The organism is Micromonospora sp. NPDC047620 (assembly GCF_043205005.1).
Lineage (GTDB): Bacteria > Actinomycetota > Actinomycetes > Mycobacteriales > Micromonosporaceae > Micromonospora.
The window spans coordinates 157345-183273 of the sequence record NZ_JBIDDG010000002.1 but is presented as its reverse complement, the minus strand read 5'-3'; the positions used below and the strand labels follow the sequence as shown (position 1 = coordinate 183273).

Here is a 25929-nt window from a genome sequence, read left to right as displayed (position 1 = left end):
GGCTTTTCGTAGGTCTGTTGATCAGGCGCGACCCACGGCTGCCGGACTCCCGGTGCCGTAGTAAAAGTAGAAGCGCTGGCCGAACACGCCGTCGAGTATGCCGACCCAGGGCCGGCGCGCGCAAGGATTCGGCCGGACACGTGGCCGGCGGCACGGTCCCGGCGTCGGCGGCGACGCCGGGACCGTGCCCGGTCAGCCGAGGCGGGTGATGCGGTCGGCCGGCCCGGGGGCGACCGGCTCGCCGGCGCCCAGGTACGCGATCAGCGCGTCGACGTCGAAGCCGGGGGCCGTGGTGCGGCCGGTGCCGGCGCGCAGCTCGGTGAAGCCGTCCCCGCCGTTGGCCAGGAAGTCGTTCGTGGTGACCCGGTAGCTGGCCGCCGGGTCGACCGGCACGCCGTCGAGCGCCAGGGCGCTCACCCGCGAGCCCGCCGGGGCGGTGGTGTCGTAGGAGTAGGTCAGCCCGGCGGAGACCTGGAGGATGCGCTGGGTGGTCTGCCCGTTGAAGCCGACGAACTGCTGCTCCAGCACGTTGCGTAGCTGGGCGCCGGTGAGGGTCTGGGTGACCACCAGGTTGTTGAACGGCTGGACGGTGAACGCCTCGCCGTACGTGATCTCACCCGGCGCCTCGCCGCCGGCGGAGGTGGCGTACGGCAGCGACGCCCGGATGCCACCCGGGTTCATCAGCGCGATCTGCGCCCCGGCCGACCGGGTGTACGCGAGCTGCGCGTCGGCGATCACGTCACCGAGCGGGCTCTCGCCGTTGGGGCGGGCGTCGCGGACGATGTCGGCCGACACCCGGCCCACCACCCGGTTGGCGATGGGCGCCACGGCCGCCCGGTACTTGTCGGCCAGCGTCTTGGCGGCCGGGTCCACCAGGTCGGGGTTGCGCACGTACGTGCCCGGCGCGCTCTGCTGCCAGGTGCCGTCCGGGTTGCGGACGCCGTTCTCGACGACCACGTTGCGGGCGGAGATGCCGGTGAACCGGCCGGTGCGCCGGTCCAGCGAATAGTCCACGTCGGTGATCAGCTGGCCGTTGTTGCCGGCGCTGGTGACGACGCTCCGCGCGCCGGAGGAGTTCGGCAGGGAGCAGGAGTAGAAGCGGTGCGTGTGGCCGGAGACGACCAGCCCGAACTCCGGCCGCAGGCCGCGGACGATGTCCACGATCGGGCCCGAGAAGTTCGCGCAGTCCGAGACGCCCGGGGTGGCCGGCGGCGGCGACTGCGCGCCGCCCTCGTGCACCAGCAGCACCATCGCCTTGACGCCGAAGAGCTTGAGCAGCCCGCCCCACTTGTTGGCGGTCGCCACCTCGTCGGTGAACCGCACCGAGGCGATGCCGGCCGGGTTGACGATGTCCGGGGTGCCCTCCAGGGTCACGCCGACGAAGCCGACCGGCACGCCGCCGACGAACTTCACGTCGACCGGGGGCAGGATCGGCAGCCCGGTCTTCCTGCTGACGGTGTTGGCGGCGAGGTACGTGAACTTCGCGCCGGCGAAGCCGTCCCCGTCCTGGCAGCCGTCGACCGGGTGGCAGCCGCCCTTGTTGATCCGGATCAGCTCGTCGACGCCCTCGTCGAACTCGTGGTTGCCGACTGAGCTGACCTCCAGCCCGATCTCGTCCATCAGCTCGATGGTCGGCTCGTCGTGGAAGGCGGCGCTGACCAGCGGGGTGGCGCCGATCAGGTCGCCGGCCCCGACGGTGGTGGTGACGCGCCCCTCGGCGGCGGCCTCGGCGCGCAGCCGCTTCAGCCAGGTGGCGAGGTACTCCACCCCGCCGGCCGGGGTGCCGTTGACCACCGCGCCGCTGCCGCCGGGCGGGTCGATGGCGCCGTGGAAGTCGTTGTAGCTGAGGAAGTTGCCCTTGACCTCCCCGCCCGTGGGGGTGGCGTAGGAGACCGAGACGGGGGCGAGGGCGGCCCACGGGTCGTCGGCGGGGGCCGGGGCGGGCCGGGAAGCGGTGGGCAGCGTGGCGACGACGGCCAACGCGAGGGCGGGCGCGGCGAGGTGACGCAGCGCCGCCCGACCGCGCGAACGCGGCTGAGTCATGGTCGTTCTCCCAGTCGTGTACGGGGGAAGGAGTCGGATTTTCACCGTCATCGTTCTGTACTCGGGCCGGCGGCACCAGACGGGACAGGGTGACATCTTCGTCTCAACCCGGCCCGCCCCGCCGGATCAGCCCGCCCGGGGGCCCGTCCGGTCGCTCGGGCGGGCGCTCGGGCGGGTCGGGGCCCTCGGCGCGGCCGGTCCGCCGATGACGGCTCGGTCGCGCCGGGGTCCACACGGCGGGGAAGTGTCCGGCCGGCGGCATAGACTCGCCGTGCGATGCATCCTCTCTTCGACATCCCCGTGTCCCCGCCCGCGCCGGCGCCTGCCCCGACCCCGCCGCACCGGCCGGGGTCCGCCGCTGCCCGCCTCGACCCGCAGGCCCTGGTCGAGGGCCTCAACGGGCCGCAGCGCGACGCCGTCACCCACGCCGGCTCGCCGCTGCTGATCGTGGCCGGCGCCGGTTCGGGCAAGACCCGGGTGCTCACCCACCGGATCGCCTACCTGCTGGCCGCCCGGGACGTGCACCCCGGCGAGATCATCGCGATCACCTTCACCAACAAGGCCGCCGGCGAGATGAAGGAGCGCGTCGCGCACCTCGTCGGCCCGCGTGCCCGGCTGATGTGGGTGTCGACGTTCCACTCCGCGTGCGTGCGCATCCTGCGCGCCGAGCACGAGCACGCCGGGCTGAAGTCGACCTTCTCGATCTACGACGCGGACGACTCCCGCCGGCTGATGCAGATGGTCGCCCGCGAGCTCGACCTCGACCCGAAGCGCTACCCGGCGCGCGGGCTCGCCGCACAGGTCTCCAACCTGAAGAACGAGCTGGTCGACCCGGAGGAGTTCGCGGGCCGCGCCAAGGGCCCCAACGAGCGGGCGCTGGCGGAGGCCTACACGCTCTACCAGCGGCGGCTGCGCGAGGCGCACGCGCTCGACTTCGACGACCTGATCATGACGACGGTGCACCTGCTCCAGTCCCACCCGCACGTCGCGGAGAGCTACCGCCGGCGGTTCCGGCACGTGCTGGTCGACGAATACCAGGACACCAACCACGCCCAGTACGTGCTGATCAAGGAGCTGGTCTCGGGCACGGAGGGGATCGAGCCGGCGGAGCTGTGCGTGGTCGGCGACGCCGACCAGTCCATCTACGCGTTCCGCGGTGCGACGATCCGCAACATCCTTGAGTTCGAGCGCGACTTCAGCGACGCCCGCACGATCCTGCTGGAGCAGAACTACCGCTCGACCCAGACGATTCTTAACGCCGCCAACGCGGTGATCGACCGCAACACCTCCCGCAAGCCGAAGCGGCTGTGGAGCGAGGCGGGCGCCGGCGAGCGGATCGTCGGCTACGTGGCGGACACCGAGCACGCCGAGGCCGACTGGGTGGCCCGGGAGATCGACCGGCTGGTCGACGCCGACGAGACCCGCCCCGGTGACGTGGCCGTCTTCTACCGCACCAACGCCCAGTCCCGGGTCTTCGAGGAGGTGTTCATCCGGGTCGGCCTGCCCTACAAGGTGGTCGGCGGGGTGCGCTTCTACGAGCGCAAGGAGGTCCGCGACGCGCTGGCCTACCTGCGCGCGGTGGTCAACGACGACGACACGGTCAGCCTGCGCCGGATCCTCAACACCCCCCGACGGGGCATCGGCGACCGCGCCGAGGCGTGCGTGGAGGCCCTGTCCAGCCGGGACCGGATCTCGTTCGGCGCGGCGCTGCGGCGGGCGAAGGACGCGCCGGGCATCTCCACCCGGGCGGCCAACGGCATCGCGGACTTCGTCGACCTGCTCGACGGCGCCCGCGAGCTGGCCGAGACCGGCACCCCGGAGGAGGTGCTGGAGGCGCTGCTGACCCGCTCGGGTTACCTCACCGAGCTGGAGGAGAGCCTCGACCCGCAGGATGCCGGTCGGGTCGACAACCTCCAGGAGCTGGTCAGCGTCGCCCGGGAGTACACGGAGCGGATCGAGGCGACCGGCGAGGAGGGGGAGCGGGCCACCGTGGCCGGCTTCCTGGAGCAGGTCGCGCTGGTCGCCGACGCCGACCAGGTGCCGACCGACGACCCGGACCACCAGGGCGTGGTCACCCTGATGACGCTGCACACCGCCAAGGGGCTGGAGTTCCCGGTCGTCTTCCTGACCGGCCTGGAGGACGGCGTCTTCCCGCACCTGCGCTCGCTCGGCGACACCCGGGAGCTGGAGGAGGAGCGCCGGTTGGCGTACGTGGGCATCACCCGCGCCCGCCAGCGCCTCTACCTCTCCCGGGCGGTGACCCGCTCGGCGTGGGGGCAGCCGTCCTACAACCCGCCGTCCCGGTTCCTTGAGGAGCTGCCGCCGGAGCTGGTCCGCTGGGAGCGCACCGAGGGGTCGTACACCTCGTGGGCCGGCGGGGGCGGCGGCGTCGGGGGCCGCGCGGACCGGGTGCCCGGCGGGCGCGGCGGCTTCAACGGCGGCACCCCCAAGGCCGCCCAGTTGGCGAAGCGGCTCGGCGTCGACGCCAGCCGGCTGACCACGGCGAGCGAACTGCCGCAGGGGCCGAAGGTGTCCGCCGGCGACCGGGTCAACCACCAGCGCTACGGCCTGGGGCGGGTGCTCGCGGTGGAGGGGCACGGCCCGGGCGCCCGGGCGCAGATCGACTTCGGCGACCAGACGATGTGGCTGGTGCTGCGGCACGCGCCGATCGACAAGCTCTGAGACGGCCACGGCCCGGCCCGGCGGCGCGCCGGACCGGGCCGTCCCGGTCGGTACGGGTCAGCAGGCCACGTCGATGCCCCGGGCGCGCAGGAACGGCGCCGGGTCGATCTGGTTCCACATCTGGCCCTGGTGGACCTCGAAGTGCAGGTGCGGCCCGGTGGAGTCGCCGGTGGAGCCCTCCAGGCCGATGGTCTCGCCGGCGCCCACCTTGTCGCCCACGCCCACCTTGGCGGTGCTGAGGTGGGCGTAGTGGGTCAGGTAGCCGTTGCCGTGGTCGACGACGACGGAGATGCCGTACCCGTCGCCGACGTCGCCGGCCTTGGTGACCGTGCCGCCGAAGGCGGCGCGGACCGGGGTGCCGGCGGGCAGCGCGAAGTCGATGCCGGCGTGCAGGGTGCCCCAGCGCGGGCCGTAGCAGGAGGTGATCGCGGCGCCCTTCATCGGGACGACCCAGCTCGGCTTCGGCTTGCTGGTCTTCTTCGGCGTCGGCTTGGCGGTGGTCGCCTTCGGGCTGGGCTTTGCCGACGGGCTGGCCGTCGTGGGGCTCGGCGGTGGGCTGGCCGAGGGGGTGGCCGGGACGGCCGACTCGCGGGCGGACCGGTCGGCGCGGTCGGCGGCCTCGGCGCGGGCCTGCGCGTCGAGGGAGACGGCGGCCGGGACGGAGGGCTCGTCGTTGCCGGTGGCCGCAAAGGCGGCGCCGCCGAGACCGAGGCCGACCAGGGCCGCCGCGGCGACGATCACTCGGGTGCGGCCGCCGGCTCGCCTCCGGTGCCGGGCGGGGGCATCGGGGGTGTTCTCGTTCTGAGTGTCTTCCTGCACGGCGGACCTTCACTGATCGAGGGGCACTTGACCTCGAAATACTGGTGTCGGTGGAGTCGGCAGCGGGTAGGGGGATCGGGTCGGGACGGAGCGACGGTGGCCGGTGCTGTCCGTTAACTCCCGAGTTGGGGCTTTGGTAGCGATAAGTGATCATGGTCGGCCGTGGCGCCGGTCACACTCGCGGCTGTGATCCAGCAGACTTTCGCCTGCCGCCGACGCACGAAAAACCGCCCGGATCGACAGATCCGGGCGGTCAGCGGTCGGTACGCAGCGTCAGGACGCGGCCAACCTCGCCGTTAGAATGCCTCGGTTTGTAGCTTGATGTCCACGTTGCGCTCCTGGAGCCACGGCACCGGGTCGAGCGGCTCGCCCTTGACATGCACCTCCAGGTGCAGGTGGGAGCCGTAGGAGTGGCCGGTGTTGCCGACCAGGCCGAGCTGGTCGCCCGCCTTGACCTGCTGCCCCTGCTGCACGCTCAGTGCGGAGGAGTGGCCGTAGATCGCCTCGCTGCCGTCGGCGTGCTGGACGATCACGGCGTAGCCGTAGCCGCCGAACCAGCCGGCCTTTGTGACCGTGCCGGCGTGGATGGCGACGTAGGGCGTGCCCTCGGGGGCGACCAGGTCGACGCCGGTGTGCAGCTTGCCCCAGCGCATGCCGTAGGGGGTGTTGAACTCGTAGTCCTGGAGGGGGAGCCGCCAGACCTCGGTCTCGGCGGTCTCCTTGGCCCCGGCGCGGTCGCTGTCGCGAGAGGCGCGGTCGGCGGAGTCGGCGCGGGCCGCGGCGTCCTGGTTGACGGTCGAGGCGGCCTTGAGCTCGTCGAGGACCGACGGGCTGACGCTCTTGGCGTCCGGCATGGCTCCCGCGCCGAGGGCGACGATGCCGGCCCCGACGAACGCGGTGGTGACGACGGCGGCGTAGCGGCTACGCGGGGGGGTGGGTACGCGGCGGCGGCCGCGATATCGATCGGGCTCAGACGACAGGCGCTGGCGCACGCACACCCTCCGTTGTCGGGGATCCGATGCGGCTTCCTCGACGCTCGTGAAGCTCCGATGAACGTCGGCTGGCCGCGTCGTCACCCGTCCGTGGACCTGATGACAACCGTGGACACGTTAGCCAACCACCAGGCCTGTCACAAGCCGAAGCGCCGAATTGCTACTGCGTTCTGTCCCTTTGCGTCCGTGATTGTCATGCCTCGTTCCCGTCGAACGGCGCCCCTGTAACTGCCCGTTCGTCGCGCAGCGTGACCGAACGGCGGAGTCGTCCGGCTTGACGGCGGTGATCATCTACGGCAGGCGTACCGTCTGCGGCGGCAGCCTCCCCCGAGTGTCGCCGGCCGGTGTGCCGTGCGCTTCGCCGCCCGGATTTCCCGGGCCGGGCGGGGCGGGTTACCGTTCGTTCAGGTGAAGCCGCGGAGCCGGTGAAAGGGATGCGCAGATGAGCTCTCGTGTTCGGGTCGTCGTCGCCAAGCCGGGCCTGGACGGCCACGACCGTGGCGCCAAGGTTGTCGCGCGTGCCCTCCGGGACGCCGGTATGGAGGTCATCTACACCGGCCTGCACCAGACCCCGGAGCAGATCGTGGAGACCGCGATCCAGGAGGACGCCGACGCGGTCGGTCTCTCCGTGCTGTCCGGGGCGCACATGACGCTCTTCCGGCGGGTGGTGGAGCTGCTCGGCGAGCGGGACGCCCGCGACATCGTCGTCTTCGGCGGCGGCATCATCCCCGACGCGGACATCCCCGAGTTGCAGAAGCTGGGCGTCGCCAAGATCTTCACGCCGGGCGCCACCACCGCCTCGATCGTGGAGTGGGTCCGGGAGAACGTCGCGCAGCCGGTCGCCTGACCGTCGGTCAGCATCCCGCCGGAGGGCGAGGATGTGCTGTGCACAGACCCGGGGTGGTTGACGGGGCACAGACGACTCGGGCCGATCGACGGCTGACGCCGGACAGGGGGAGGGGCCGGACGCACCCCTCACACGTCCGGCCCCTCTATGCACGATGCCCCGCCGCCACCCCTCGACCGACAGGGCATCGGCCGTCTCCCGTCGCCGCGCTGCATCAGCGCTCCGACACCTGACTCAACGACGCCCCCGCAGAGGGGTTACGCAGCCCGGACAACATCGTCCGGACGGCTGACGTCGGGGCCCGAAGTCGCGGAAAGGCGGGCGCGACGCCGCTGGCTGTGCATTACCGCACACCGCGCACCCGCTCGGTTGCGGCCGGTGTCCACCTCGCTAGGCTGCGCCCAATGGCCTGTTTCAACTGATGACAGGCGTCAAACTGTTTTCCATAACGCTGGTGGCGGCGCGACGGCGCGCCGCGGAGACGGGACGGGACGCGCAAACGTGGACCTGTACGAGTACCAGGGGCGGGACCTGTTCGAGCGGCACGGCTTGCCCGTGCTCGCCGGCGGCGTCGCCACGACCCCGGAGGAGGCCCGCGCGATCGCCGAACGCCTCGGCGGTCGGGTGGTCGTCAAGGCGCAGGTGAAGGTCGGCGGCCGGGGCAAGGCCGGCGGCGTGAAGCTGGCCGAGGGCGCGGATGAGACGGTGGCCCGGGCCACCGACATCCTCGGCATGGACATCAAGGGTCACACGGTCCACAAGGTCATGATCACCGTGACCGCGGACGTGGCCGAGGAGTACTACTTCTCCTACCTGCTCGACCGGGCGAACCGCACCTTCCTCTGCATCGCCAGCGTCGCGGGCGGCATGGACATCGAGCAGGTCGCCGCCGACACCCCGGAGAAGGTCGTCAAGGCCCCGATCGACGCCAACACCGGCGTCGACGAGGCGAAGGCGCGTGAGATCGTCGCCGCCGCCGGCTTCCCGGCCGAGGTCGCCGACCAGGTCGTCGAGGTCGCCGTGGGCCTGTGGAAGGCCTTCGTCGCCGAGGACGCCACGCTGGTCGAGGTGAACCCGCTGGCCAAGACCGGCGAGGGCAAGATGCTGCTGCTCGACGCCAAGGTCACCCTGGACGAGAACGCCGGCTTCCGGCACCCGGACCACGAGGCGCTCGTCGACCAGGCCGCGGTGGACCCGCTGGAGCAGGCCGCCAAGGAAAAGGACCTCAACTACGTCAAGCTCGACGGCGAGGTCGGCATCATCGGCAACGGCGCGGGCCTGGTCATGTCGACCCTCGACGTGGTCGCGTACGCCGGCGAGCGGCACGGCGGCGTCAAGCCGGCCAACTTCCTCGACATCGGCGGCGGCGCGAGCGCCGCGGTGATGGCGAACGGGCTGGAGATCGTCCTGTCCGACCCGTCGGTGAAGAGCGTCTTCGTCAACGTCTTCGGCGGCATCACCGCCTGCGACGAGGTCGCCAACGGCATCGTGCAGGCGCTGGCCCTGCTCGAACAGCGCGGCGAGAAGGTCACCAAGCCGCTGGTCGTCCGCCTCGACGGCAACAACGCCGAGGCCGGCCGGGCGATCCTCGACGGCGCGAACAACCCGCTGGTCCAGCGGGTGGACACGATGGATGGCGCGGCCGAGCGGGCCGCCGAGCTGGCGGCTGCGGGGGTCTGACAATGGCTATCTGGCTGACCAAGGACTCGAAGGTCATCGTCCAGGGGATGACCGGTTCCGAGGGTTCCAAGCACACCCGGCGGATGCTCGCCGCGGGCACCAACGTCGTCGGCGGCGTCAACCCGCGCAAGGCGGGCCAGACCGTCGACTTCGACGGCACCGAGCTGCCGGTCTTCGCCAGCGTCGCGGACGCGATGGCGCAGACCGGTGCCGACGTGACCGTGATCTTCGTGCCGCCGCAGTTCACCAAGGGCGCGGTCGTCGAGGCGATCGACGCCGGGATCGACCTGGCCGTGGTGATCACCGAGGGCGTGCCGGTGCACGACACCGCCGCGTTCTGGGCGTACAACGTGGCCAAGGGCGAGCGGACCCGGATCATCGGGCCGAACTGCCCGGGCATCGCCTCGCCGGGCGCCTCCAACGCCGGGATCATCCCGGCCGACATCACCGGCACCGGCCGCATCGGCCTGGTCAGCAAGAGCGGCACGCTGACCTACCAGATGATGTACGAGCTGCGCGACATCGGCTTCTCGACCTGCGTCGGCATCGGCGGCGACCCGATCATCGGCACCACACACATCGACGCGCTGGCCGCGTTCGAGGCCGACCCGGAGACCGACGCGATCGTCATGATCGGTGAGATCGGCGGCGACGCCGAGGAGCGGGCCGCCGAGTTCATCAAGGCGAACGTGACCAAGCCGGTGGTCGGCTACATCGCCGGCTTCACCGCGCCCCCCGGCAAGACCATGGGGCACGCCGGCGCGATCATCTCCGGCTCCGCCGGCACGGCCGAGGCCAAGAAGAGCGCGCTGGAGGCTGTCGGCGTCAAGGTCGGCAAGACGCCGACCGAGACCGCCAAGCTGATGCGGGAGATCATGTCCGCCGGCTGACCCAGGCTGGTATACGACCAGGGGGCCGACCGTTCGCGGTCGGCCCTCAGTCGTTGTAGAGCGGGTAGTTGCCGCCGGCCCAGAGGATGCCGCTGCCGATGATGTTGAGCACGCCGAACGCGATCGCCAGCCAGCCGAGCACCGGCGACTGGCCGAAGCGCTTGGCGTCCCGGATCGACAGGTAGCCGAAGACGATCCCCAGGATGCCGCAGCAGAGCAGGCCGAGGATGATGCCGAGCACACCCCAGAGCGTGGTGCGGTCCTGGCCTGCCGCGGGCGGTGGCGGCGGTGGCGGCGGGTACGGAGCGTTCACGGCTTCCCTCCGGACGTCGGTGCCGCGACTTCGGTCGCGTCCCTGGGCCGAGGCTAGACCGGATCGGGGGCGGGAGACGGTGGATCACGGAACTCGCCGCCGCTCGGGAGCGGTATCGGACTGCCACCGCGCGCGCGGCATGCCAGAGTAGACCCGATGTCCTCCGTCACCCCTGATCAGCCGAGCCGCCCCGGCGTCGAGACCGGCACCGACGCCCGGCCGGCCGCGCCCGCCGGGCGGGGCCGGCGGGTGCCCGCGCCGCGCAGCGGCGAGCCTCCTCGCAGCCGCGCCCCGCTGGCCGTCGCCGCGGCGGTCGCCGCCGGCTGGGCGGCGCTCACCTCGTGGCTGCCGGTGGTGGTCGTGCTCTGGCTGTTCCAGCTCAGCGAGGACGCCGCCTCCGTGCCGGGCGCGCTCCGCGCCGGGCTGGCCGGTTGGCTGCTCGGGCACGGCGTCCCGCTCGACACCGGTGCCGGCCCGCTCGGGCTTGCCCCGCTGGCGCTGACCGCGTTGGTGGTCTGGCGACTGACCCGGGCGGGCGTGCACACCAGCCGGGCGATCGGCGCGCGCGGTGGGGGGTCGCCCCGGCAGGCGGTCGTCGCGGCCGGCGCGGTCGGCATCGCGTACGCGCTGATCGGCGTGCTCGCGGCGGTGCTGGCCGGCGCGGGCGGCCCCGGGGTGTCACCGGTCCGCGCCGGGGTCACCCTCGCGGTGCTGGGCACGCTCGCCGCCCTGGTCGGCTCGGCCCGGACGACCCGCGTCGCCGGCCTGCTGGCCGCGCGGTTCCCGGAGCCGCTGCGGGACGGGATCCGCACCGGGCTGGTCGCCGGCCTGCTGCTGCTCGCCGCGGGCGGCGGGGCGGCGGGGCTCGCCGTGGCCACCGGGGGCGGTGACGCCGCCGACCTCATCGGGGCCTATCGCACCGGGGTCGCCGGGCAGGCAGGGATCACCCTGGTCAGCCTCGCCTACGCGCCCAACGCCACCATCTGGTCGGTCAGCTACCTGCTCGGGCCGGGTTTCGCCGTCGGCACGGACACGGCGGTCCGCACCAGCGAGGTGTCCGTCGGCGCGCTGCCGGCCGTCCCGCTGCTGGCGGGGCTGCCGCGCGGTCCGGTCGACGGCATCGGGGCGGCCCTGCTCGCGGTGCCGGTCCTCGCCGGGATGGCGGCGGGCTGGCTGCTGGCCCGCCGGCTGCTCCGGATCGCCGCCGACGACCGGGCGCCGCTGCGCTGGGGCCCGCTGCTCGGGCCGGCGGCGCTCGCCGGTCCGGTGGCCGGCGTGCTGCTGGGCGCCGCCGCGGCGGCATCCGCCGGGTCGCTGGGCGGCGGCCGGCTGGCCGAGGTGGGCCCCGTCGCCTGGCAGGTGGCCGGCGTGGCGACCGCGGTCATCGCGGTGGGCGCGCTGCTGGGCGCCGCCGCGACCCGTGTTCTCTCCCGCTCCGCGCCCCGCTGACACCCGCCGCACGCCCACGGGCCGGCTCGACCCTCCGGTACGCCGAAGGGGCGCCCCGGACGAGCCGCGACGCCCCTTTCGTGCCGTGCCGGTCAGGGCTGGTAGGCGTCCATGCTGAATCCGACGAACAGCAGGACGATCTGGAGCAGGCCCAGCACGGCGCCGATGGCGCCGCAGATCAGGCCGGCGAGGGCCTGACCCTGGTTGTCGGCCAGCCCCTGGGCGGCCTTCTGCTTGCCCATCCAGCCGGTGACCACGGCGGCAATGCCCAGCGGGATGCCGAGGTAGCAGCAGACCAGCGGGATCGACGCGATACCGAGGATCATCGACACCAGGCCGAGGGTGTTCTGCTGCTGCCCCGGCCCCTTGCCGGCGAACCCGGCGTTCGGGTACATGGGCGGCGGCGGATACGCCTGCTGGGCGTACGGATCCTGGTACGGCTGCTGGCCGTAGGGCTGGCCGGAGGTCGGCGGTTGGCCGTAGGGCTGGCCGGAGGTCGGCGGCTGGCCGTACGGCTGGCCGGAGGTCGGCGGCTGGCCGTACGGCTGGCCGGAGGTCGGCGGTTGGCCGTAGGGCTGGCCGGAGGTCGGCGGTTGGCCGTAGGGGTTCTGTGGTGCGGCGTACGGGTCGTTCGGCTGCCCGGAAATGGGCTGCTGACCGTACGGCGCCGCCGCCGGCGGGGCGTACGGGTCGTGGTGCGGCGCGGTCGGATCCTGGTGCGGCTGCTGACCGTAGGGATCCTGACCGGGGTAACCGGGCTGCATGCGAACTCCTCGCAGTTCTGTCAGTAGGTGCTGGCCGAGCTGCCGCCGCCAGCCAATCCGGCGAGGCCACCGAGCAGGCAGCACACCAGAACGATCACGTACCAGCTGATGCCGACGATGAGCGCCCACTTGGACCACTTTTTCGACTCGGCGGCCGCGGCCTGGGCCCCGGCGTAGTCGCCCTGCTGCAGCAGGGTGTTCACCTTCGAGGCGTTGATGATGGCCGGAATGGCCAGCGGCCAGAAGAGGAAGATGGCGACGATCGACATCGCCATGTTGTTGTTGACCGGCGGTTGCTGCTGCGGCTGGTATCCGGGCTGCATATCGGCGTACTCCTCATTCCACTCGACACCTCTGGGGTGCCGGATCACTGACGGGTGCGGGCCGGACGCGCGCGCCGGTCCCGAGCGACCGGCAGCGTACCCGGTTCTGCCCAATCACGTCGTCGGTGAATGTCGCGCTGCCCAGCGGATGGAACCGCCGGCCTGCCCGATAGGCTGGTCAGGTGACCGAGCCCGCGTCCGCCGCCCGCATCGTCGTCCTCGTCTCCGGCTCCGGGAGCAACCTCCAAGCCCTGCTCGACGCCTGCGCCGATCCGGCGTACGGGGCCCGGGTGGTCGCCGTCGGGGCCGACCGCGACGGCATCGCCGGGCTGGACCGGGCCGCGGCGGCCGGTGTGCCGACCTTCGTCGAGCGGGTCACCGACCACCCCACCCGTGAGGACTGGGACGCCACGTTGACCGCCCGCGTCGCCGAGCACCGGCCCGACCTGGTCATCTCCGCCGGTTTCCTCAAGCTGGTCGGCCCGCGCTTCCTGGCCGCCTTCGGCGACCGCTACCTGAACACGCACAACACGCTGCTGCCGGCGTTCCCCGGCATCCACGGTCCGCGCGACGCCCTCGCCTACGGCGTGAAGGTCACCGGGGCGACGTTGTTCTTCGTCGACGCCGGTATGGACACCGGCCCGATCGTCGCGCAGGTCGCCGTGCCGGTGCGCGACGACGACGACGTGGAGACGCTCACCGAGCGCATCAAGGACGCCGAGCGGCACCAGCTCGTCGAGCAGGTGGGCCGCCTGGTCCGCGAAGGTTGGACGATCACCGGAAGAAAGGTCACGGTCCCGTGAGTTCCACTCAGGACGAACGCCGCCCGATCAGGCGGGCGCTGGTCAGCGTCTACGACAAGACCGGACTGGTCGAGCTGGCCCGGGCGCTGCACGCGGCCGGGGTGGAGATCGTCTCGACCGGCAGCACGGCCTCGACCATCGCCGAAGCCGGAGTGCCGGTGACCCCGGTGGAGGCGGTGACCGGCTTCCCGGAGATCCTCGACGGCCGGGTCAAGACGCTGCACCCGAAGGTGCACGGCGGTCTCCTCGCCGACCTGCGCAAGGACTCGCACGCCGCCCAGCTCGACGAGCACGGCATCGCGGGGATCGACCTGCTGGTCTCCAACCTCTACCCGTTCCAGGCCACGGTCGCCTCCGGCGCGGGCGTCGAGGAGTGCGTCGAGCAGATCGACATCGGCGGGCCGGCGATGGTCCGGGCGGCCGCCAAGAACCACGCCTCGGTCGCCGTGGTGACCGATCCGGCCGCGTACCCGGCCCTGCTCGCCGCGCTCGACGCGGGCGGCTTCACGCTGGCCCAGCGCCGCGTGCTGGCCGCCCAGGCGTTCGCGGTCATCGCCGAGTACGACGTGGCGGTGGCCGAGTGGTGCGCCGCCGTGCTGGCGCCCGAGCAGGACGGCTGGCCGGGCTTCGCCGGGCTGTCGCTGCGCCGCTCGGCGGTGCTGCGCTACGGCGAGAACCCGCACCAGGCGGCGGCCCTCTACGTCGACCCGTCCAGCCCCGCCGGGCTCGCCCAAGCGGAGCAGCTGCACGGCAAGGAGATGTCGTACAACAACTACGTCGACGCGGACGCCGCGTGGCGGGCGGCCAACGACTTCGCCGACCAGCCGGCGGTGGCGATCATCAAGCACGCCAACCCGTGCGGCATCGCCGTCGGCGCCGACGTGGCCGACGCGCACCGCAAGGCGCACGCCTGCGACCCGGTGTCCGCGTACGGCGGGGTGATCGCGGTCAACCGGCCGGTCTCGGTCGAGCTGGCCCGGCAGGTCTCGGAGATCTTCACCGAGGTGCTGGTGGCGCCCGGTTTCGACGAGGGCGCCGTGGAGGTGCTCCAGGGCAAGAAGAACATCCGGCTGCTGCGTGCGCCGGCCTTCGACCCGCTGCCGGCCGAGTGGCGGCAGGTCACCGGGGGCGTGCTGGTGCAGATGGCGGACCGGATCGACGCCGACGGCGACGACCCGGCCAACTGGCGACTGGCCGCGGGCGAGGCGGCCGACGAGGCGACCCTGCGTGACCTGGCCTTCGCCTGGCGGGCGGTGCGCGCGGTGAAGAGCAACGCGATTCTGCTGGCGAAGGACGGGGCGACCGTCGGCGTGGGGATGGGCCAGGTCAACCGGGTCGACTCGGCGCAGCTCGCGGTCAGCCGGGCCGGGGCGGAACGCGCCCGCGGCGCGGTCTGCGCCTCCGACGCGTTCTTCCCGTTCGCCGACGGTCCGAAGATCCTCATCGACGCGGGCGTCCGCGCGATCGTCCAGCCGGGCGGCTCGATCCGCGACGAGGAGGTGATCGCCGCCGCCAAGCAGGCCGGCGTCACCATGTACTTCACCGCCACCCGCCACTTCTTCCACTGACCCCAAGCTCCCGCCCCTCGCCCCCTCTACCCCTCGCTTCCCGGCGATCTTGCACTTTGTGCCCCGGCATACGGGACGAAGCTTCGCGGGCACAAAGTGCAAGATCGCGGGTGCGGGTGCGGGTGCGGGTGCGGGTGTGAGGGTGGGTTAGGGGGTGGGGCGGAGTTCGGCGAAGTGGCACGCCGAGGGGTGCGGGTCCGCAGCGCGGAGCACCGTGTGCGGCTCCTCGCGGGCGCAGACCTCCTGGGCCTTCCAGCAGCGGGTGCGGAAGTGGCAGCCGCTCGGCGGGTCGGCCGGGCTCGGCACGTCCCCGGTGAGCCGGATCATGGTGCGCTGGTCGCGGGCGTCCGGGTCCGGCACCGGCACCGCCGACAGCAGCGCCTGGGTGTACGGGTGGGTGGCCCGCTCGTAGATCTCGTCCTCGGTACCGATCTCCACGATCTTTCCGAGGTACATCACCGCGACCCGGTCGGAGATGTGCCGGACCACCGACAGGTCGTGGGCGATGAAGATGTACGACAGGCCGAACTCGTCCTGAAGCTGCTCCAGCAGGTTGATCACCTGCGCCTGGATCGACACGTCCAGGGCGCTGACCGGCTCGTCGCAGACGATGATCTCGGGCCGCAGGGCGAGCGCCCGGGCGATGCCGATGCGCTGCCGCTGACCGCCGGAGAACTGGTGCGGGTACCGGTTGATGTGCTCCGGGTTGAGGCCGACCACGTCGAGCAGTTCCTGCACCCGCTGCCGCCGGCTGCCCTTCGGCGCCGCGTCGGGGTGGATCTCGAACGGCTCGCCGATGATGTCGCCGACCGTCATCCGTGGGTTCAGCGAGGTGTACGGGTCCTGCATGACCATCTGCATGTTGCGCCGCAGCCGGCGCAGCTCGCCGCCGGAGGCCCTGAACAGGTCCCGGCCCTCCAGGGTGGCCCGGCCTGCGGTCGGCGTCTCCAGCCGCATCAGCAGCCGGGCCAGGGTGGACTTGCCGCAGCCGGACTCGCCGACCACCCCGAGGGTCTCGCCGCGGCGCAGCTCGAAGCTGACCCCGTCGACGGCCTTGACCGCGCCGACCTGCTTCTGGAACAGCACGCCCTGGCGGATCGGGAAGTGCTTGACGAGGTTGTCGACGGCGAGGATCGTCTCGCCCCGGACCTTGGTCGGGCTAGCGGGCGCTGTCATCACGGACCTCCTGCGCGAAGTGGCACGCGCTGGTCCGGCCGTCGCCGAGGACCAGGTCGTGCGGCACCACGTCCACGCAGACCTGCTGCACGTACGGGCACCGGGGGTGGAAGGGGCAGCCGGACGGGATCCGCATCAGGTTGGGCGGCAGCCCCTTGATGGTGGAGAGCTGCTGACCCCGCACGTCCATCCGCGGAATCGACTCCAGCAGCCCCTTCGTGTACGGGTGGGCCGGCGCCCGGTACAGCGAGCGGACGTCGGCGTGCTCGACGATCCGGCCGGCGTACATGACGGCGATCCGGTCCGCGACGCCGGCGACCACGCCGAGGTCGTGGGTGATCAGGATCATCGCCATGTCGAGATCGCGGCGCAGGTCGGCCAGCAGGTCCATGATCTGGGCCTGCACGGTGACGTCCAGCGCGGTGGTCGGCTCGTCGGCGATCAGCACCTTCGGGTTCATGGCCAGCGCCATCGCGATCATGACGCGCTGGCGCATACCGCCGGAGAACTGGTGCGGGTAGTCCCCGAGCCGGTTGGCGGCGGCCGGGATCCTCACCAGGTCCATCAGCTCGACGGCCCGCCGGCGGGCGTCCGCCTTGGACATGCCCTCGCGCTGGCGCAGCGTCTCGCCGATCTGCCAGCCCACCGGGAAGACGGGGTTCAGCGCGGAGAGGGCGTCCTGGAAGATCATCGCGATCTCCTTGCCCCGCACCTGCCGGCGCTGCTCCTCCGACAGCTTCAGCAGGTCCCGACCCTGGTAGAGGATCTGACCGGAGCGGATCAGCGCCGGGGGAGTGTCGAGGATGCCCATGATCGCCTGCGCGGTGACCGACTTGCCGGAGCCGGACTCGCCGAGCACGGCGAGCGTCTCGCCGGGGTCGAGGTGGTACGAGACCCCGTTGATCACCTTGGCCACGCCCTCGCCGGTGCGGAACTCGACGTGCAGGTCCCGTACGTCCAACAGGTGCCCGCCCTCGGGCGTCGGGGAGGCCGGCGTCGGCCGGACGGCGGACTGGCTCACGGTTCCTGCCTTTCGCTCGCGACTGCGGGGCTCGCTGCGCTCACTCCTCGCGCTCGCACGGGTTCCTGCCTTTCGCTCGCGACTGCGGGGCTCGCTGCGCTCGTTCGCATCCGTCACCGCAGCTTCGGGTCGAACGCGTCGCGGATCGCGTCGCCGAGCATGATGAACGCCAGCACGGTCAGCGCGAGGAACGTCGAGGGGACGACCAGCGGGGTGGCCGACTCCCGCATGTGCACCCGTCCGGCGTCGATGTCGATGCCCCAGGAGATCGTCGGCGCCTTCAGGCCGATGCCGAGGAAGGAGAGCGTCGCCTCGGCGGCGATGAACGAGCCGAGCGCGATGGTCAGCACCACGATCGCCGGGGCGAGCGCGTTCGGCAGGATGTGCCGCAGCATGATCCGGCCGTCGCCGGCGCCGAGCATCCGGGCCGCCGCCACGTAGTCCTGCTCCTTCGCGGTGATCACCGAGGAGCGGACGACGCGGGCGGCGGTGGTCCAGCCAAGGATCGCCAGCACGAAGATCACCGCACCGATCCGCACCGCGGAGCTGTCGCTGTTCACCCGCTTCAGCAGCACGATCGCGGCGAGCAGCAGCGGGATGCCGAGCACGATGTCGATCACCCGGGAGAGCACCGCGTCGACCCAGCGGCCGAAGTAGCCGGCGACCATCCCGACGACCAGCGCGATCAGGCCGGTGAGCAGGGCGGAGAGGGCACCGACCAGCAACGACGCGCGGGCGCCGTACACCGCCCGGGAGTACGTGTCGCAGCCCTGGAAGTCGTACCCGAAGATCGCCCCGCCGGACGGGCCGGCGTGTTGGCGGGCCAGCACGCAGTCGCGGGGGTCGTTCGAGGTGAACAGGCCGGGGACGGCGGCCATGGCGGCGACCAGCACCACCAGGGCGAGGCTGACCCAGAAGATCGGGTTGCGGCGCAGGTCGCGCCAGGCGTCGCCGGCCAGGCTGCGCGGCTTCTGCGGTACGCCCGCCTGACCCGGCGCGCCCGGCTCGCCCGACGGCCCCCGCCGCGCGGCCTGGTTCTCCGAAGCAGCGACAGTCTCGAAGTCACTCATAGCGGATCCTCGGGTCGAGTACGGCGTACAGGACGTCCACCACCAGGTTGGAGAGGAGGTAGACCACGACGAGCACGCTGACGATGCCCACCACCAGCGGGCCGTCCTCGGTGCGGATGCCACGGAAGAGGTTGAAGCCGACACCGGGGATGTTGAACACGCCCTCGGTGATGATCGCGCCGCTCATCAGGTTGCCCAGTTCGACGCCGAGGAAGGTGACCACCGGGATGAGCGAGTTGCGCAGCACGTGGACGCTGACGATGCGCCGCTTGGCCAGTCCCTTGGAGCGGGCGGTCCGGACGTAGTCGGCGCGCAGGTTCTCCGCCACCGAGGTCCGGGTCAGCCGCAGCGCGGTGGCCAGCGAGAGGGAGCCGAGCACGATGCCGGGCAGCAGCAGCGCGTACAGGTCGGGGTCGGCGCCGGCGGTGGGCGGGAAGAGCTGCCACTTGACGCCGAACAGGTACTGGGCGAGGGGGGCGAGCACGATCGTGGGGATGCCGAGCACCAGCAGGGTCAGCAGCAGCGTCGAGTTGTCGAAGATACTGGCCCGCCGGATGCCGGCGAGGACGCCCGCGGTGACCCCGAAGACGATGGTGACGGCCATGGCGATCAGCGCCAGCTTGACCGTGACGGGCCAGGCGGCGGCGAGGATGTCGCCGATCGAGCGCCCGGTCAGCGACTGTCCGAGGTCGCCCTGCAGAAGGTTCTTGATGTAGTCGAAGTAACGGTAGAAGAAGCCGCCGACCCCGGTCTGGTCGAGGTGGAACTTCTCCGTCAGGTATGCCCGCTGCGCGGCCGTGACCGGGCGCTCCCCGGCCAGCGCCTGGATGGGGTCGCCCTGGCCGGCGAACATCAGCGCGTAGACGATCAGCGTGGTTCCGAAGAACGCGAGGACCATCTGGAGCAGACGCCTCAGGATGAAGCGGAACATACTTGGCAGTCTCTCTGAAAAAGGGTGAAGAGGATGGCGGGTCGGGCCACCGTCCGCCGGTGACCCGACCCGTCGTACCGCGCTGTTACTTGACGGCCTCGATCTTCAGCAGGTCGATCCGGTCGAAGAGGTCCATCTCCACGTTCTTGACCTTGGTCGAGTGGCCGAAGTTGTTCTGGCCGTACCGCAGCGGGATGACCGGCAGGTCCTTGGCCAGCAGGTCCTCCGCCGCCTGGTACTTCTTGACCGCCTCGTCCTCGTTCGCGGCGCTGGCGCCCTCGGCGAGCAGCTTGTCGAACGCCGGGTTGCTGTAGCCGTAGTAGTTCGACGAGCCGTTGCTGCTGTACAGCGGGCCCAGGTAGTTCTCCATGGACGGGTAGTCCATGACCCAGCCCATCCGGAACAGGCCGACCGGCTGCTTGGCCTTGAGCTTGGTCAGCAGGTCCGCGAACTTCGGCTCGGCGTTGCCCACGCAGTCCACGCCCAGGTTGGCCTTGAGCTGGTTGCAGGTCGCGTCGATCCAGTCCTTGTGGCCGCCGTCGCCGTTGTAGGACAGCTCGATCTTCGCCGGGCCGCCCGCGGCCTGGTACAGCGCCTTGGCCTTGGCCGGGTCGAACTCGCCGGCCTCGCCGATGGTGTTGTCGCGGTAGCCCGCGACGACCGGCGAGACGAACGAGCGGGCGGGCTGCTGCGAGTCCTTGAAGATCGACTTGGTGATCTCGTCCCGGTCGATCGCCATCGAGATGGCCTTGCGCACGTCCGGGTTGCTGAATTCCTTCTGGAACGTCGGGAACGCCAGCACCTGGAGCGACGAGGCCGGGCTCTGCTTGAACCGGTCACCGAGGTCGGTGCCGGCCGTCGACAGGTTCTCGGTCGGGATGGTCTTGATGACGTCCAGGTTGTCCGACAGCACGTCCGCGTACGCGGCGGTCGGCTGCTGGTAGATCCGGAACTCGACGCCGGCCACCTTCGGCTTCTCGCCGGGGAAGGCGTCGTACTTCTCGACCTCGACCTTGGCGTCGTGCTGCCAGGTCCCCTTCATCTTGAACGGGCCCTGGCCCACCGGTGCCTGCTCGTACCCCTCGGCCAGCACACCGGGCGCGGAGAACGCGGCCTTCGGCATCGGGTAGAAGGCGGTGTAGCCGAGCATGGTCTTGAACTCGCTGTACGGCTCGGACAGCGTGACGGTGAAGGTCAGGTCGTCGACCTTCTTCAGGCCGGTCAGCGTCTTGGCCTTCGGCGTCTCGCCCTGCAGGTCCTCGTAGCCGGCGATCTTCTCGAAGAAGTAGCTCGAGTTCTGCCCGTTCGGCGCGTAGGCGCCGTAGTTCCAGGCGTCGAGGTAGTTGTCGGCGGTGACCTTCTCGCCGTTGTGGAAGGTGTAGCCGTCCTTGAGCTTGACCGTCCAGGTCGTGTTGTCCTCGGACGTCACCGACTCGGCCGCCACCTCGTACGGCTTGTTGGCCTCGTCGTAGTCGACCAGCGGGCTGAACAGGGCACTGAGCACCTGCGAGCCACTCGTCTCGTTGGTGTTGGTCGGCACCAGGTGCTGCGGCTCGGCGATCTCGATCCGCACGGCCGCGTCGGGGTTGCTCTCGCCGGATCCGCCGTCGCCGCCCGAGCCGCAGGCCACCAGGCCCAGGGTCACCGCGAGCGGGAGGGCGGTCCAGGTAGCGAGCCTGCGCACGCGCATGTAGCCTCCTCATCTCCTCACGCTGCGCAGTCAGACCCGGCGCTGGGTTTACGTTGCGCAACGTTGGGCAACGGTAGGTCGCGGGTTGGCGTTCGACAACGAGCGCGTTGCGAAGCGATAACGGAGCCGCGCCGAGGGTCTTGTGGCGGGAGACCTCTCCTGGTATGGCCGTCGGGTCGACAAATGTTGCCTCACCTGCGGGCTGTGGTGGGGCAGGTGGCCACCGCCGTCGCCTCTTGACCCTCTTGCGCCGTCCCGTCCCAGCTGACCGGCACCGTCCCCGCCGCAGCCTCGGCGTCCCGGATCCGGCTGTGACCGAAACCACGCGCGATAACTCACAGTGATGAAGTGCACGTCACTCTTCGTGGTCGGACGGCTGGCTGGCGCAGGTCGTCGGATCACCGGGCCTCGACCGTGAGACGATCTGGGCGTGACGGCGACGCTTCTGGACGGCAAGGCGACCGCGGCCGAGATCAAGGACGAGCTGCGGACGCGGGTCAAGGCACTGGCGGAACGCGGCATCACTCCCGGGCTGGGCACCGTCCTGGTCGGCGCCGACCCCGGGTCCCAGGCGTACGTCAACGGCAAGCACCGCGACTGCGCCGAGGTGGGCATCGCCTCGATCCGCCGGGAGCTGCCGGCCGACGCCACCCAGGAGCAGGTCGACGCGGTGCTCGCCGAGCTCAACGCCGACCCGGCCTGCCACGGCTACATCGTCCAGCTGCCGCTGCCGGGTCACCTCGACACCCAGCGGGTGCTGGAGCTGATCGACCCCGACAAGGACGCCGACGGCCTGCACCCGGTCAACCTCGGCCGGCTCGTCCTCGGCTACGAGGGCCCGCTGCCCTGCACCCCGCGCGGCATCGTCGAGCTGCTCCGCCGGCACGACGTGGCGCTGCGCGGGGCGAAGGTCGCCGTGGTCGGCCGGGGCAACACGGTCGGCCGACCGCTCGGCCTGCTGCTGACCCGGCGCAGCGAGAACGCCACCGTGACGCTGTGCCACACCGGCACCCTCGACCTCGCCGCGCACACCCGTGCCGCCGACATCGTCATCGTGGCCGCCGGGGTGCCGGGCCTGCTCACCGCCGACATGGTCACGCCGGGCGCGGTGGTGGTCGACGTGGGCATCACCCGGGTGATCGGCCCGGACGGCAAGGGCCGCTACACCGGCGACGTCGCCCCGGAGACGGCCGAGGTGGCCGGCAAGCTGGTGCCGATGCCGGGCGGCGTCGGCCCGATGACCCGCGCGATGCTGCTGACCAACGTCGTCGAGCGCGCCGAACGCGACTGAGGCGTAAGGAAGGGCACCTTCCTAACGTCTGGGGTAGAGGAAGGGTCCCTTCCTTACACCTGCGACGGCGACTGCACCCGCCTGCGCGGCCCATCGGGGTCATAACCGTCCGCCCCTGACCGGATCGGTGCCAGGATGACTGATACGGTCCGGAAAACCGACTGGTAGCAGGGAGTGGGACGACCATGGGTAAGAAGGTCACTGTCGTCGGGGCCGGCTTCTACGGCTCCACCACCGCGCAGCGCCTGGCCGAGTACGACGTCTTCGACACCGTCGTGATCACCGACATCGTGGAGGGCAAGCCCGCGGGTCTCGCCCTGGACCTCAACCAGTCGCGCGCGGTCGAGGGCTTCGAGACCAAGGTCGTGGGCGTGACCACGGGCCCGAACGGCGAGGGCTACGAGGCGATCGAGGGCTCGGACGTGGTGGTGATCACCGCCGGCCTGCCGCGCAAGCCGGGCATGAGCCGGATGGACCTGCTGGAGACGAACGCGAAGATCGTCCGCCAGGTCTCGGAGAACGTCGCCAAGTACGCCCCGAACGCCGTGGTCATTGTCGTGTCCAACCCGCTGGACGAGATGACCGCGCTGGCCCAGCTCGCCACCCAGTTCCCGAAGAACCGGGTGCTCGGTCAGGCCGGCATGCTGGACACCGCCCGGTTCACCAACTTCGTCGCCGAGGCGCTGAGCGTACCGGTGAAGTCGGTGAAGACCCTGACCCTCGGCTCGCACGGCGACACGATGGTGCCGGTGCCGTCGAAGAGCACGGTGAACGGCAAGCCGCTGCGCGACGCGATGCCGGCCGAGCAGATCGAGGAGCTGGTCGTCAAGACCCGCAACGGCGGCGCCGAGGTGGTCGCGCTGCTCAAGACCGGCTCGGCGTACTACGCCCCGTCCGCCGCCGCCGCCCGGATGGCCAAGGCCGTCGCGGAGGACTCCGGCGAGGTCATGCCGGTCTGCGCCTGGGTCGACGGCGAGTACGGCATCTCCGGCGTCTACCTGGGCGTCGAGGCGGAGATCGGGGCCGAGGGCGTCAAGCGGGTCGTCGAGACCGACCTGGACGCCGACGAGCTGGCCAGCCTGAAGGAGGCCGCCGAGGCCGTCCGCGCCAAGCAGGCCGACGTCGCCAACATGTGATCCGTCACCTGACGAGGGGGCACGCCGGTCCGCCGGCGTGCCCCCTCGTCGTCGCGCCCCTACAGCGCCACGAACGCCTCGCCGAGGTGCGGGGTGGCGAGCACCGCGGGGCCGCGCGCGGCCAGGTCGCGCAGCAGCTCCACCCGCGACGCGCGGGCCGCCGTGGCGTCCTCCTCGTGGGCGTACGCAAGTTCCGGGTCGACCAGTTGCACGGCGTGCACCAGCAGGTCACCGGTGACCAGCAGCCGCTCGTCGCCGACCTCCAGCAGCACCGACTGGTGTCCGGGCGTGTGCCCCGGCGTCGGCAGCAGTCGTACCGTCGGATCGAGCCGCACCTCGCCGTCGACCACCCGGAGCTGGCCGGCGGCGCGCAACGGCGCGACCATGCCGGCCGGCAGCCCGGGGTTGATGCTCTCGGCCGCGGCCAGCTCGGCCCGCTGGAGCAGGTAGTCGGCGTTCGGGAAGTACGGCGTGCCCGGCGAACCGGTGACCGCCCAGCCGACATGGTCGGAGTGCAGGTGGGTGAGCACCACCGTACGCACGTCGGCCGGGTCGATGCCGGCGGCGGCGAGTTCGGCCGGCAGCCGCCCGGGCACCGGCGCCCAACTCGACGCGGGGGCGCCGGCCGGGCCGATCCCGGCGTCGACCAGGGTCACCGGGCCGTCCCCGGCCCGGATCGCGAAGCTGCGGAACGGCAGCCACCATCGCCCGTCGGCGGTCACCGTGGCCGGGTCCCGCCGGTCGGCTGCGCGCCAGTGTTCGGGCGTGGCGGCCGGGAACGCCTCCGCGCGGGGCTGGAAGAACGGCCCCTCGCCGTCGGTGAGCGCGGTGACCGTGATAGACCCGAGGATGCGGCGCGGTGGCATCGGGCGATGGTGTCAGCGCGGTCCCGTGCCGTGCCACCCCGTTTTTCCGGCCCGACCGAGGCCGGCTGGGGGCTGCCGACCAGTTTCCAGTACGCTCGTACTGCTTGAGCACGTGTCCCCCGAGAGGAGCGCCGGCCGATGGCGAAGATCAAGGTAAACAACCCGGTCGTGGAGCTCGACGGCGACGAGATGACCCGGATCATCTGGAAGCAGATCCGGGAGCAGCTGATCCTGCCCTACCTCGACGTCGACCTGCACTACTACGACCTGTCGATTCAGTACCGCGACGAGACCGACGACCAGGTCACCGTGGACGCCGCCAACGCCATCAAGCAGCATGGCGTCGGCGTCAAGTGCGCGACCATCACCCCCGACGAGGCCCGGGTCGAGGAGTTCGGCCTGAAGAAGATGTGGCGGTCGCCGAACGGCACCATCCGCAACATCCTCGGCGGCGTCGTCTTCCGCGAGCCGATCATCATGTCCAACGTGCCGCGGCTGGTCCCCGGCTGGACCAAGCCGATCATCATCGGCCGGCACGCCCACGGCGACCAGTACAAGGCCACCGACTTCGTCGTCCCCGGCCCGGGCACGGTGACCATCACCTACACCCCGACCGACGGCTCCGCGCCCGTGGAGATGGAGGTCGCCAACTTCCCCGGCGGCGGCGTCGCCATGGGCATGTACAACTTCGACGAGTCGATCCGGGACTTCGCCCGCGCCTCGATGCGCTACGGCCTGGACCGCGGCTACCCGGTCTACCTGTCGACGAAGAACACCATCCTCAAGGCGTACGACGGCCGGTTCAAGGACATCTTCGCCGCGGTGTTCGAGAACGAGTTCAAGGCCGAGTTCGAGGCCGCCGGCATCAGCTACGAGCACCGGCTGATCGACGACATGGTCGCCGCCGCGCTGAAGTGGGAGGGCGGCTTCGTCTGGGCCTGCAAGAACTACGACGGTGACGTGCAGTCCGACACGGTCGCGCAGGGCTTCGGCTCGCTGGGCCTGATGACGTCGGTGCTGATGACCCCGGACGGCCGTACGGTCGAGGCCGAGGCCGCGCACGGCACCGTCACCCGGCACTACCGGCAGTACCAGAAGGGCGAGAAGACCTCGACCAACCCGATCGCCTCCATCTACGCCTGGACCCGGGGCCTGGCCCACCGGGGCAAGCTGGACGGCACCCCGGCGGTCACCGAGTTCGCCAACACCCTGGAGCAGGTCATCATCGACACCGTCGAGGGCGGCCAGATGACCAAGGACCTCGCGCTGCTCATCTCGCGGGACGCCCCGTGGCTGACCACCGACGAGTTCATGAACGCCCTGGACGAGAACCTGGCGCGCAAGCTCTCCGCCTGATCCTCCAGGCGCCCCTCGGCGGCACCGTTGTGGTGCTGCCGCCGCGTCACACAGGAGCCCGCCGGCACCCGCCGGCGGGCTCCTGCCCTTCCTCCCGTGCCCTCTCCGCCTGTCGCTTCCCCGCCTTCCCGACTCCTCGCCCAGGCAGGGGCCGGGGCGCGGGCCAGTCACGCCGGAGCCTGGTCGAACAACCGGCCCACGGCGAGCCACAACGATCAG

22 protein-coding genes are annotated in these 25929 nt (G+C 71.6%); 10 read left to right on the top strand and 12 right to left on the bottom strand.

Annotated features, from left to right (window positions below; genetic code table 11):
• Positions 1-192 precede the first annotated feature (192 nt).
• Complete coding sequence (locus ACGF5C_RS03135) at positions 193-2043, bottom strand: bifunctional metallophosphatase/5'-nucleotidase (protein WP_393296220.1); 1851 nt, start codon at positions 2041-2043, stop codon at positions 193-195.
• 276 nt (positions 2044-2319) lie between these two features.
• Here ACGF5C_RS03135 and pcrA point away from each other — a divergent pair, with 276 nt between their 5' ends.
• Positions 2320-4725 carry a DNA helicase PcrA gene (pcrA, locus tag ACGF5C_RS03130; RefSeq protein ID WP_393296218.1) on the top strand — a complete coding sequence of 802 codons (2406 nt, stop codon included), beginning with the start codon at positions 2320-2322 and terminating at the stop codon, positions 4723-4725.
• Between the two features lie 57 nt (positions 4726-4782).
• On the opposite strand, the gene ACGF5C_RS03125 is transcribed toward pcrA, so the two are convergent.
• The gene (locus ACGF5C_RS03125; RefSeq protein WP_393296216.1) at positions 4783-5544 is read right to left on the bottom strand and encodes a M23 family metallopeptidase; all 762 of its coding nucleotides are present in this window, start codon (positions 5542-5544) and stop codon (positions 4783-4785) included.
• Positions 5545-5840: 296 nt separating this feature from the next.
• Positions 5841-6536: a M23 family metallopeptidase gene (locus ACGF5C_RS03120; protein ID WP_393296214.1), complete on the bottom strand. Its 696-nt coding sequence runs from the start codon at positions 6534-6536 to the stop codon at positions 5841-5843.
• A 442-nt stretch (positions 6537-6978) separates the two neighbouring features.
• Here ACGF5C_RS03120 and ACGF5C_RS03115 point away from each other — a divergent pair, with 442 nt between their 5' ends.
• The 3 genes from ACGF5C_RS03115 (at position 6979) to sucD (ending at position 9953) form a co-directional block, all read left to right on the top strand.
• Entirely contained in the window at positions 6979-7383 is a 405-nt protein-coding gene (locus ACGF5C_RS03115) for a cobalamin B12-binding domain-containing protein (protein WP_350684229.1), read from the top strand.
• 501 nt (positions 7384-7884) lie between these two features.
• Complete coding sequence (gene sucC / locus ACGF5C_RS03110; RefSeq protein ID WP_393296212.1) at positions 7885-9063, top strand: ADP-forming succinate--CoA ligase subunit beta; 1179 nt, start codon at positions 7885-7887, stop codon at positions 9061-9063.
• 2 nt (positions 9064-9065) lie between these two features.
• The gene (sucD, locus tag ACGF5C_RS03105) at positions 9066-9953 is read left to right on the top strand and encodes a succinate--CoA ligase subunit alpha (RefSeq protein ID WP_393296210.1); all 888 of its coding nucleotides are present in this window, start codon (positions 9066-9068) and stop codon (positions 9951-9953) included.
• A gap of 46 nt (positions 9954-9999) precedes the next feature.
• On the opposite strand, the gene ACGF5C_RS03100 is transcribed toward sucD, so the two are convergent.
• On the bottom strand, positions 10000-10266 hold the full coding sequence (locus ACGF5C_RS03100) for a hypothetical protein (protein ID WP_357694308.1): 267 nt from the start codon (positions 10264-10266) through the stop codon (positions 10000-10002).
• Positions 10267-10422: 156 nt separating this feature from the next.
• Between ACGF5C_RS03100 and ACGF5C_RS03095 the strand changes: the two genes are divergently transcribed.
• A complete protein-coding gene (locus ACGF5C_RS03095; RefSeq protein ID WP_393296209.1) occupies positions 10423-11715 on the top strand; it encodes a DUF6350 family protein in 1293 nt (430 codons plus the stop codon).
• 92 nt (positions 11716-11807) lie between these two features.
• Here ACGF5C_RS03095 and ACGF5C_RS03090 read toward each other — a convergent pair whose 3' ends face one another.
• Complete coding sequence (locus ACGF5C_RS03090) at positions 11808-12479, bottom strand: DUF4190 domain-containing protein (protein WP_393296207.1); 672 nt, start codon at positions 12477-12479, stop codon at positions 11808-11810.
• A 20-nt stretch (positions 12480-12499) separates the two neighbouring features.
• A complete protein-coding gene (locus tag ACGF5C_RS03085) occupies positions 12500-12802 on the bottom strand; it encodes a CD225/dispanin family protein (protein ID WP_393261458.1) in 303 nt (100 codons plus the stop codon).
• Between the two features lie 182 nt (positions 12803-12984).
• Between ACGF5C_RS03085 and purN the strand changes: the two genes are divergently transcribed.
• Both purN and purH read left to right on the top strand, forming a co-directional pair.
• The gene (gene purN, locus ACGF5C_RS03080) at positions 12985-13605 is read left to right on the top strand and encodes a phosphoribosylglycinamide formyltransferase (RefSeq protein WP_393296205.1); all 621 of its coding nucleotides are present in this window, start codon (positions 12985-12987) and stop codon (positions 13603-13605) included.
• Positions 13602-15173, top strand: coding sequence for a bifunctional phosphoribosylaminoimidazolecarboxamide formyltransferase/IMP cyclohydrolase (gene purH / locus ACGF5C_RS03075; protein ID WP_363701137.1), 1572 nt, complete (start codon positions 13602-13604; stop codon positions 15171-15173). Before purN ends, purH begins: the two co-directional genes overlap by 4 nt.
• A 147-nt stretch (positions 15174-15320) precedes the next feature.
• Here the strand turns inward: purH and ACGF5C_RS03070 are convergent, their stop codons facing one another.
• The 5 genes from ACGF5C_RS03070 to ACGF5C_RS03050 all read right to left on the bottom strand — a co-directional run bounded on the left by ACGF5C_RS03070 (position 15321) and on the right by ACGF5C_RS03050 (position 21061).
• Positions 15321-16349 (bottom strand): ABC transporter ATP-binding protein, encoded by a 1029-nt coding sequence (locus tag ACGF5C_RS03070; RefSeq protein WP_393296203.1) that lies wholly within the window; start codon positions 16347-16349, stop codon positions 15321-15323.
• Positions 16333-17370 carry an ABC transporter ATP-binding protein gene (locus tag ACGF5C_RS03065; protein ID WP_393296201.1) on the bottom strand — a complete coding sequence of 346 codons (1038 nt, stop codon included), beginning with the start codon at positions 17368-17370 and terminating at the stop codon, positions 16333-16335. The genes ACGF5C_RS03070 and ACGF5C_RS03065 overlap by 17 nt, the downstream gene beginning before the upstream one ends.
• 113 nt (positions 17371-17483) lie before the next feature.
• Positions 17484-18440, bottom strand: a complete 957-nt coding sequence (locus ACGF5C_RS03060; RefSeq protein WP_350703975.1) for an ABC transporter permease — start codon at positions 18438-18440, stop codon at positions 17484-17486.
• Positions 18433-19371 carry an ABC transporter permease gene (locus ACGF5C_RS03055; protein WP_393296199.1) on the bottom strand — a complete coding sequence of 313 codons (939 nt, stop codon included), beginning with the start codon at positions 19369-19371 and terminating at the stop codon, positions 18433-18435. The genes ACGF5C_RS03060 and ACGF5C_RS03055 overlap by 8 nt, the downstream gene beginning before the upstream one ends.
• A gap of 85 nt (positions 19372-19456) precedes the next feature.
• Entirely contained in the window at positions 19457-21061 is a 1605-nt protein-coding gene (locus ACGF5C_RS03050) for an ABC transporter substrate-binding protein (protein WP_363701144.1), read from the bottom strand.
• Between the two features lie 430 nt (positions 21062-21491).
• On the opposite strand from ACGF5C_RS03050, the gene ACGF5C_RS03045 reads away from it, so the two are divergent.
• Together ACGF5C_RS03045 and mdh are read left to right on the top strand one after the other, a co-directional pair.
• Positions 21492-22352, top strand: coding sequence for a bifunctional methylenetetrahydrofolate dehydrogenase/methenyltetrahydrofolate cyclohydrolase (locus ACGF5C_RS03045; RefSeq protein ID WP_350703969.1), 861 nt, complete (start codon positions 21492-21494; stop codon positions 22350-22352).
• 185 nt (positions 22353-22537) lie between these two features.
• Complete coding sequence (gene mdh, locus ACGF5C_RS03040) at positions 22538-23488, top strand: malate dehydrogenase (RefSeq protein ID WP_350703967.1); 951 nt, start codon at positions 22538-22540, stop codon at positions 23486-23488.
• 59 nt (positions 23489-23547) lie between these two features.
• On the opposite strand, the gene ACGF5C_RS03035 is transcribed toward mdh, so the two are convergent.
• Positions 23548-24354 (bottom strand): MBL fold metallo-hydrolase, encoded by an 807-nt coding sequence (locus ACGF5C_RS03035; protein ID WP_393296196.1) that lies wholly within the window; start codon positions 24352-24354, stop codon positions 23548-23550.
• 138 nt (positions 24355-24492) lie between these two features.
• On the opposite strand from ACGF5C_RS03035, the gene ACGF5C_RS03030 reads away from it, so the two are divergent.
• On the top strand, positions 24493-25710 hold the full coding sequence (locus ACGF5C_RS03030) for an NADP-dependent isocitrate dehydrogenase (protein WP_393296194.1): 1218 nt from the start codon (positions 24493-24495) through the stop codon (positions 25708-25710).
• Positions 25711-25929 lie beyond the last annotated feature (219 nt).

Bases quoted from the DNA above. Each gene is read 5' to 3' on its own strand.
- ACGF5C_RS03050 (WP_363701144.1), bottom strand. From the start codon at position 21,061: ATGCGCGTGCGCAGGCTCGCTACCTGGACCGCCCTCCCGCTCGCGGTG.
- sucD (WP_393296210.1), top strand. From the start codon at position 9,066: ATGGCTATCTGGCTGACCAAGGACTCGAAGGTCATCGTCCAGGGGATG.
- ACGF5C_RS03055 (WP_393296199.1), bottom strand. From the start codon at position 19,371: ATGTTCCGCTTCATCCTGAGGCGTCTGCTCCAGATGGTCCTCGCGTTC.
- ACGF5C_RS03070 (WP_393296203.1), bottom strand. From the start codon at position 16,349: ATGACAGCGCCCGCTAGCCCGACCAAGGTCCGGGGCGAGACGATCCTC.
- ACGF5C_RS03085 (WP_393261458.1), bottom strand. From the start codon at position 12,802: ATGCAGCCCGGATACCAGCCGCAGCAGCAACCGCCGGTCAACAACAAC.
- pcrA (WP_393296218.1), top strand. From the start codon at position 2,320: ATGCATCCTCTCTTCGACATCCCCGTGTCCCCGCCCGCGCCGGCGCCT.
- mdh (WP_350703967.1), top strand. From the start codon at position 22,538: ATGGGTAAGAAGGTCACTGTCGTCGGGGCCGGCTTCTACGGCTCCACC.
- ACGF5C_RS03115 (WP_350684229.1), top strand. From the start codon at position 6,979: ATGAGCTCTCGTGTTCGGGTCGTCGTCGCCAAGCCGGGCCTGGACGGC.
- ACGF5C_RS03035 (WP_393296196.1), bottom strand. From the start codon at position 24,354: ATGCCACCGCGCCGCATCCTCGGGTCTATCACGGTCACCGCGCTCACC.
- ACGF5C_RS03030 (WP_393296194.1), top strand. From the start codon at position 24,493: ATGGCGAAGATCAAGGTAAACAACCCGGTCGTGGAGCTCGACGGCGAC.
- ACGF5C_RS03090 (WP_393296207.1), bottom strand. From the start codon at position 12,479: ATGCAGCCCGGTTACCCCGGTCAGGATCCCTACGGTCAGCAGCCGCAC.
- ACGF5C_RS03095 (WP_393296209.1), top strand. From the start codon at position 10,423: ATGTCCTCCGTCACCCCTGATCAGCCGAGCCGCCCCGGCGTCGAGACC.
- ACGF5C_RS03135 (WP_393296220.1), bottom strand. From the start codon at position 2,043: ATGACTCAGCCGCGTTCGCGCGGTCGGGCGGCGCTGCGTCACCTCGCC.
- ACGF5C_RS03060 (WP_350703975.1), bottom strand. From the start codon at position 18,440: ATGAGTGACTTCGAGACTGTCGCTGCTTCGGAGAACCAGGCCGCGCGG.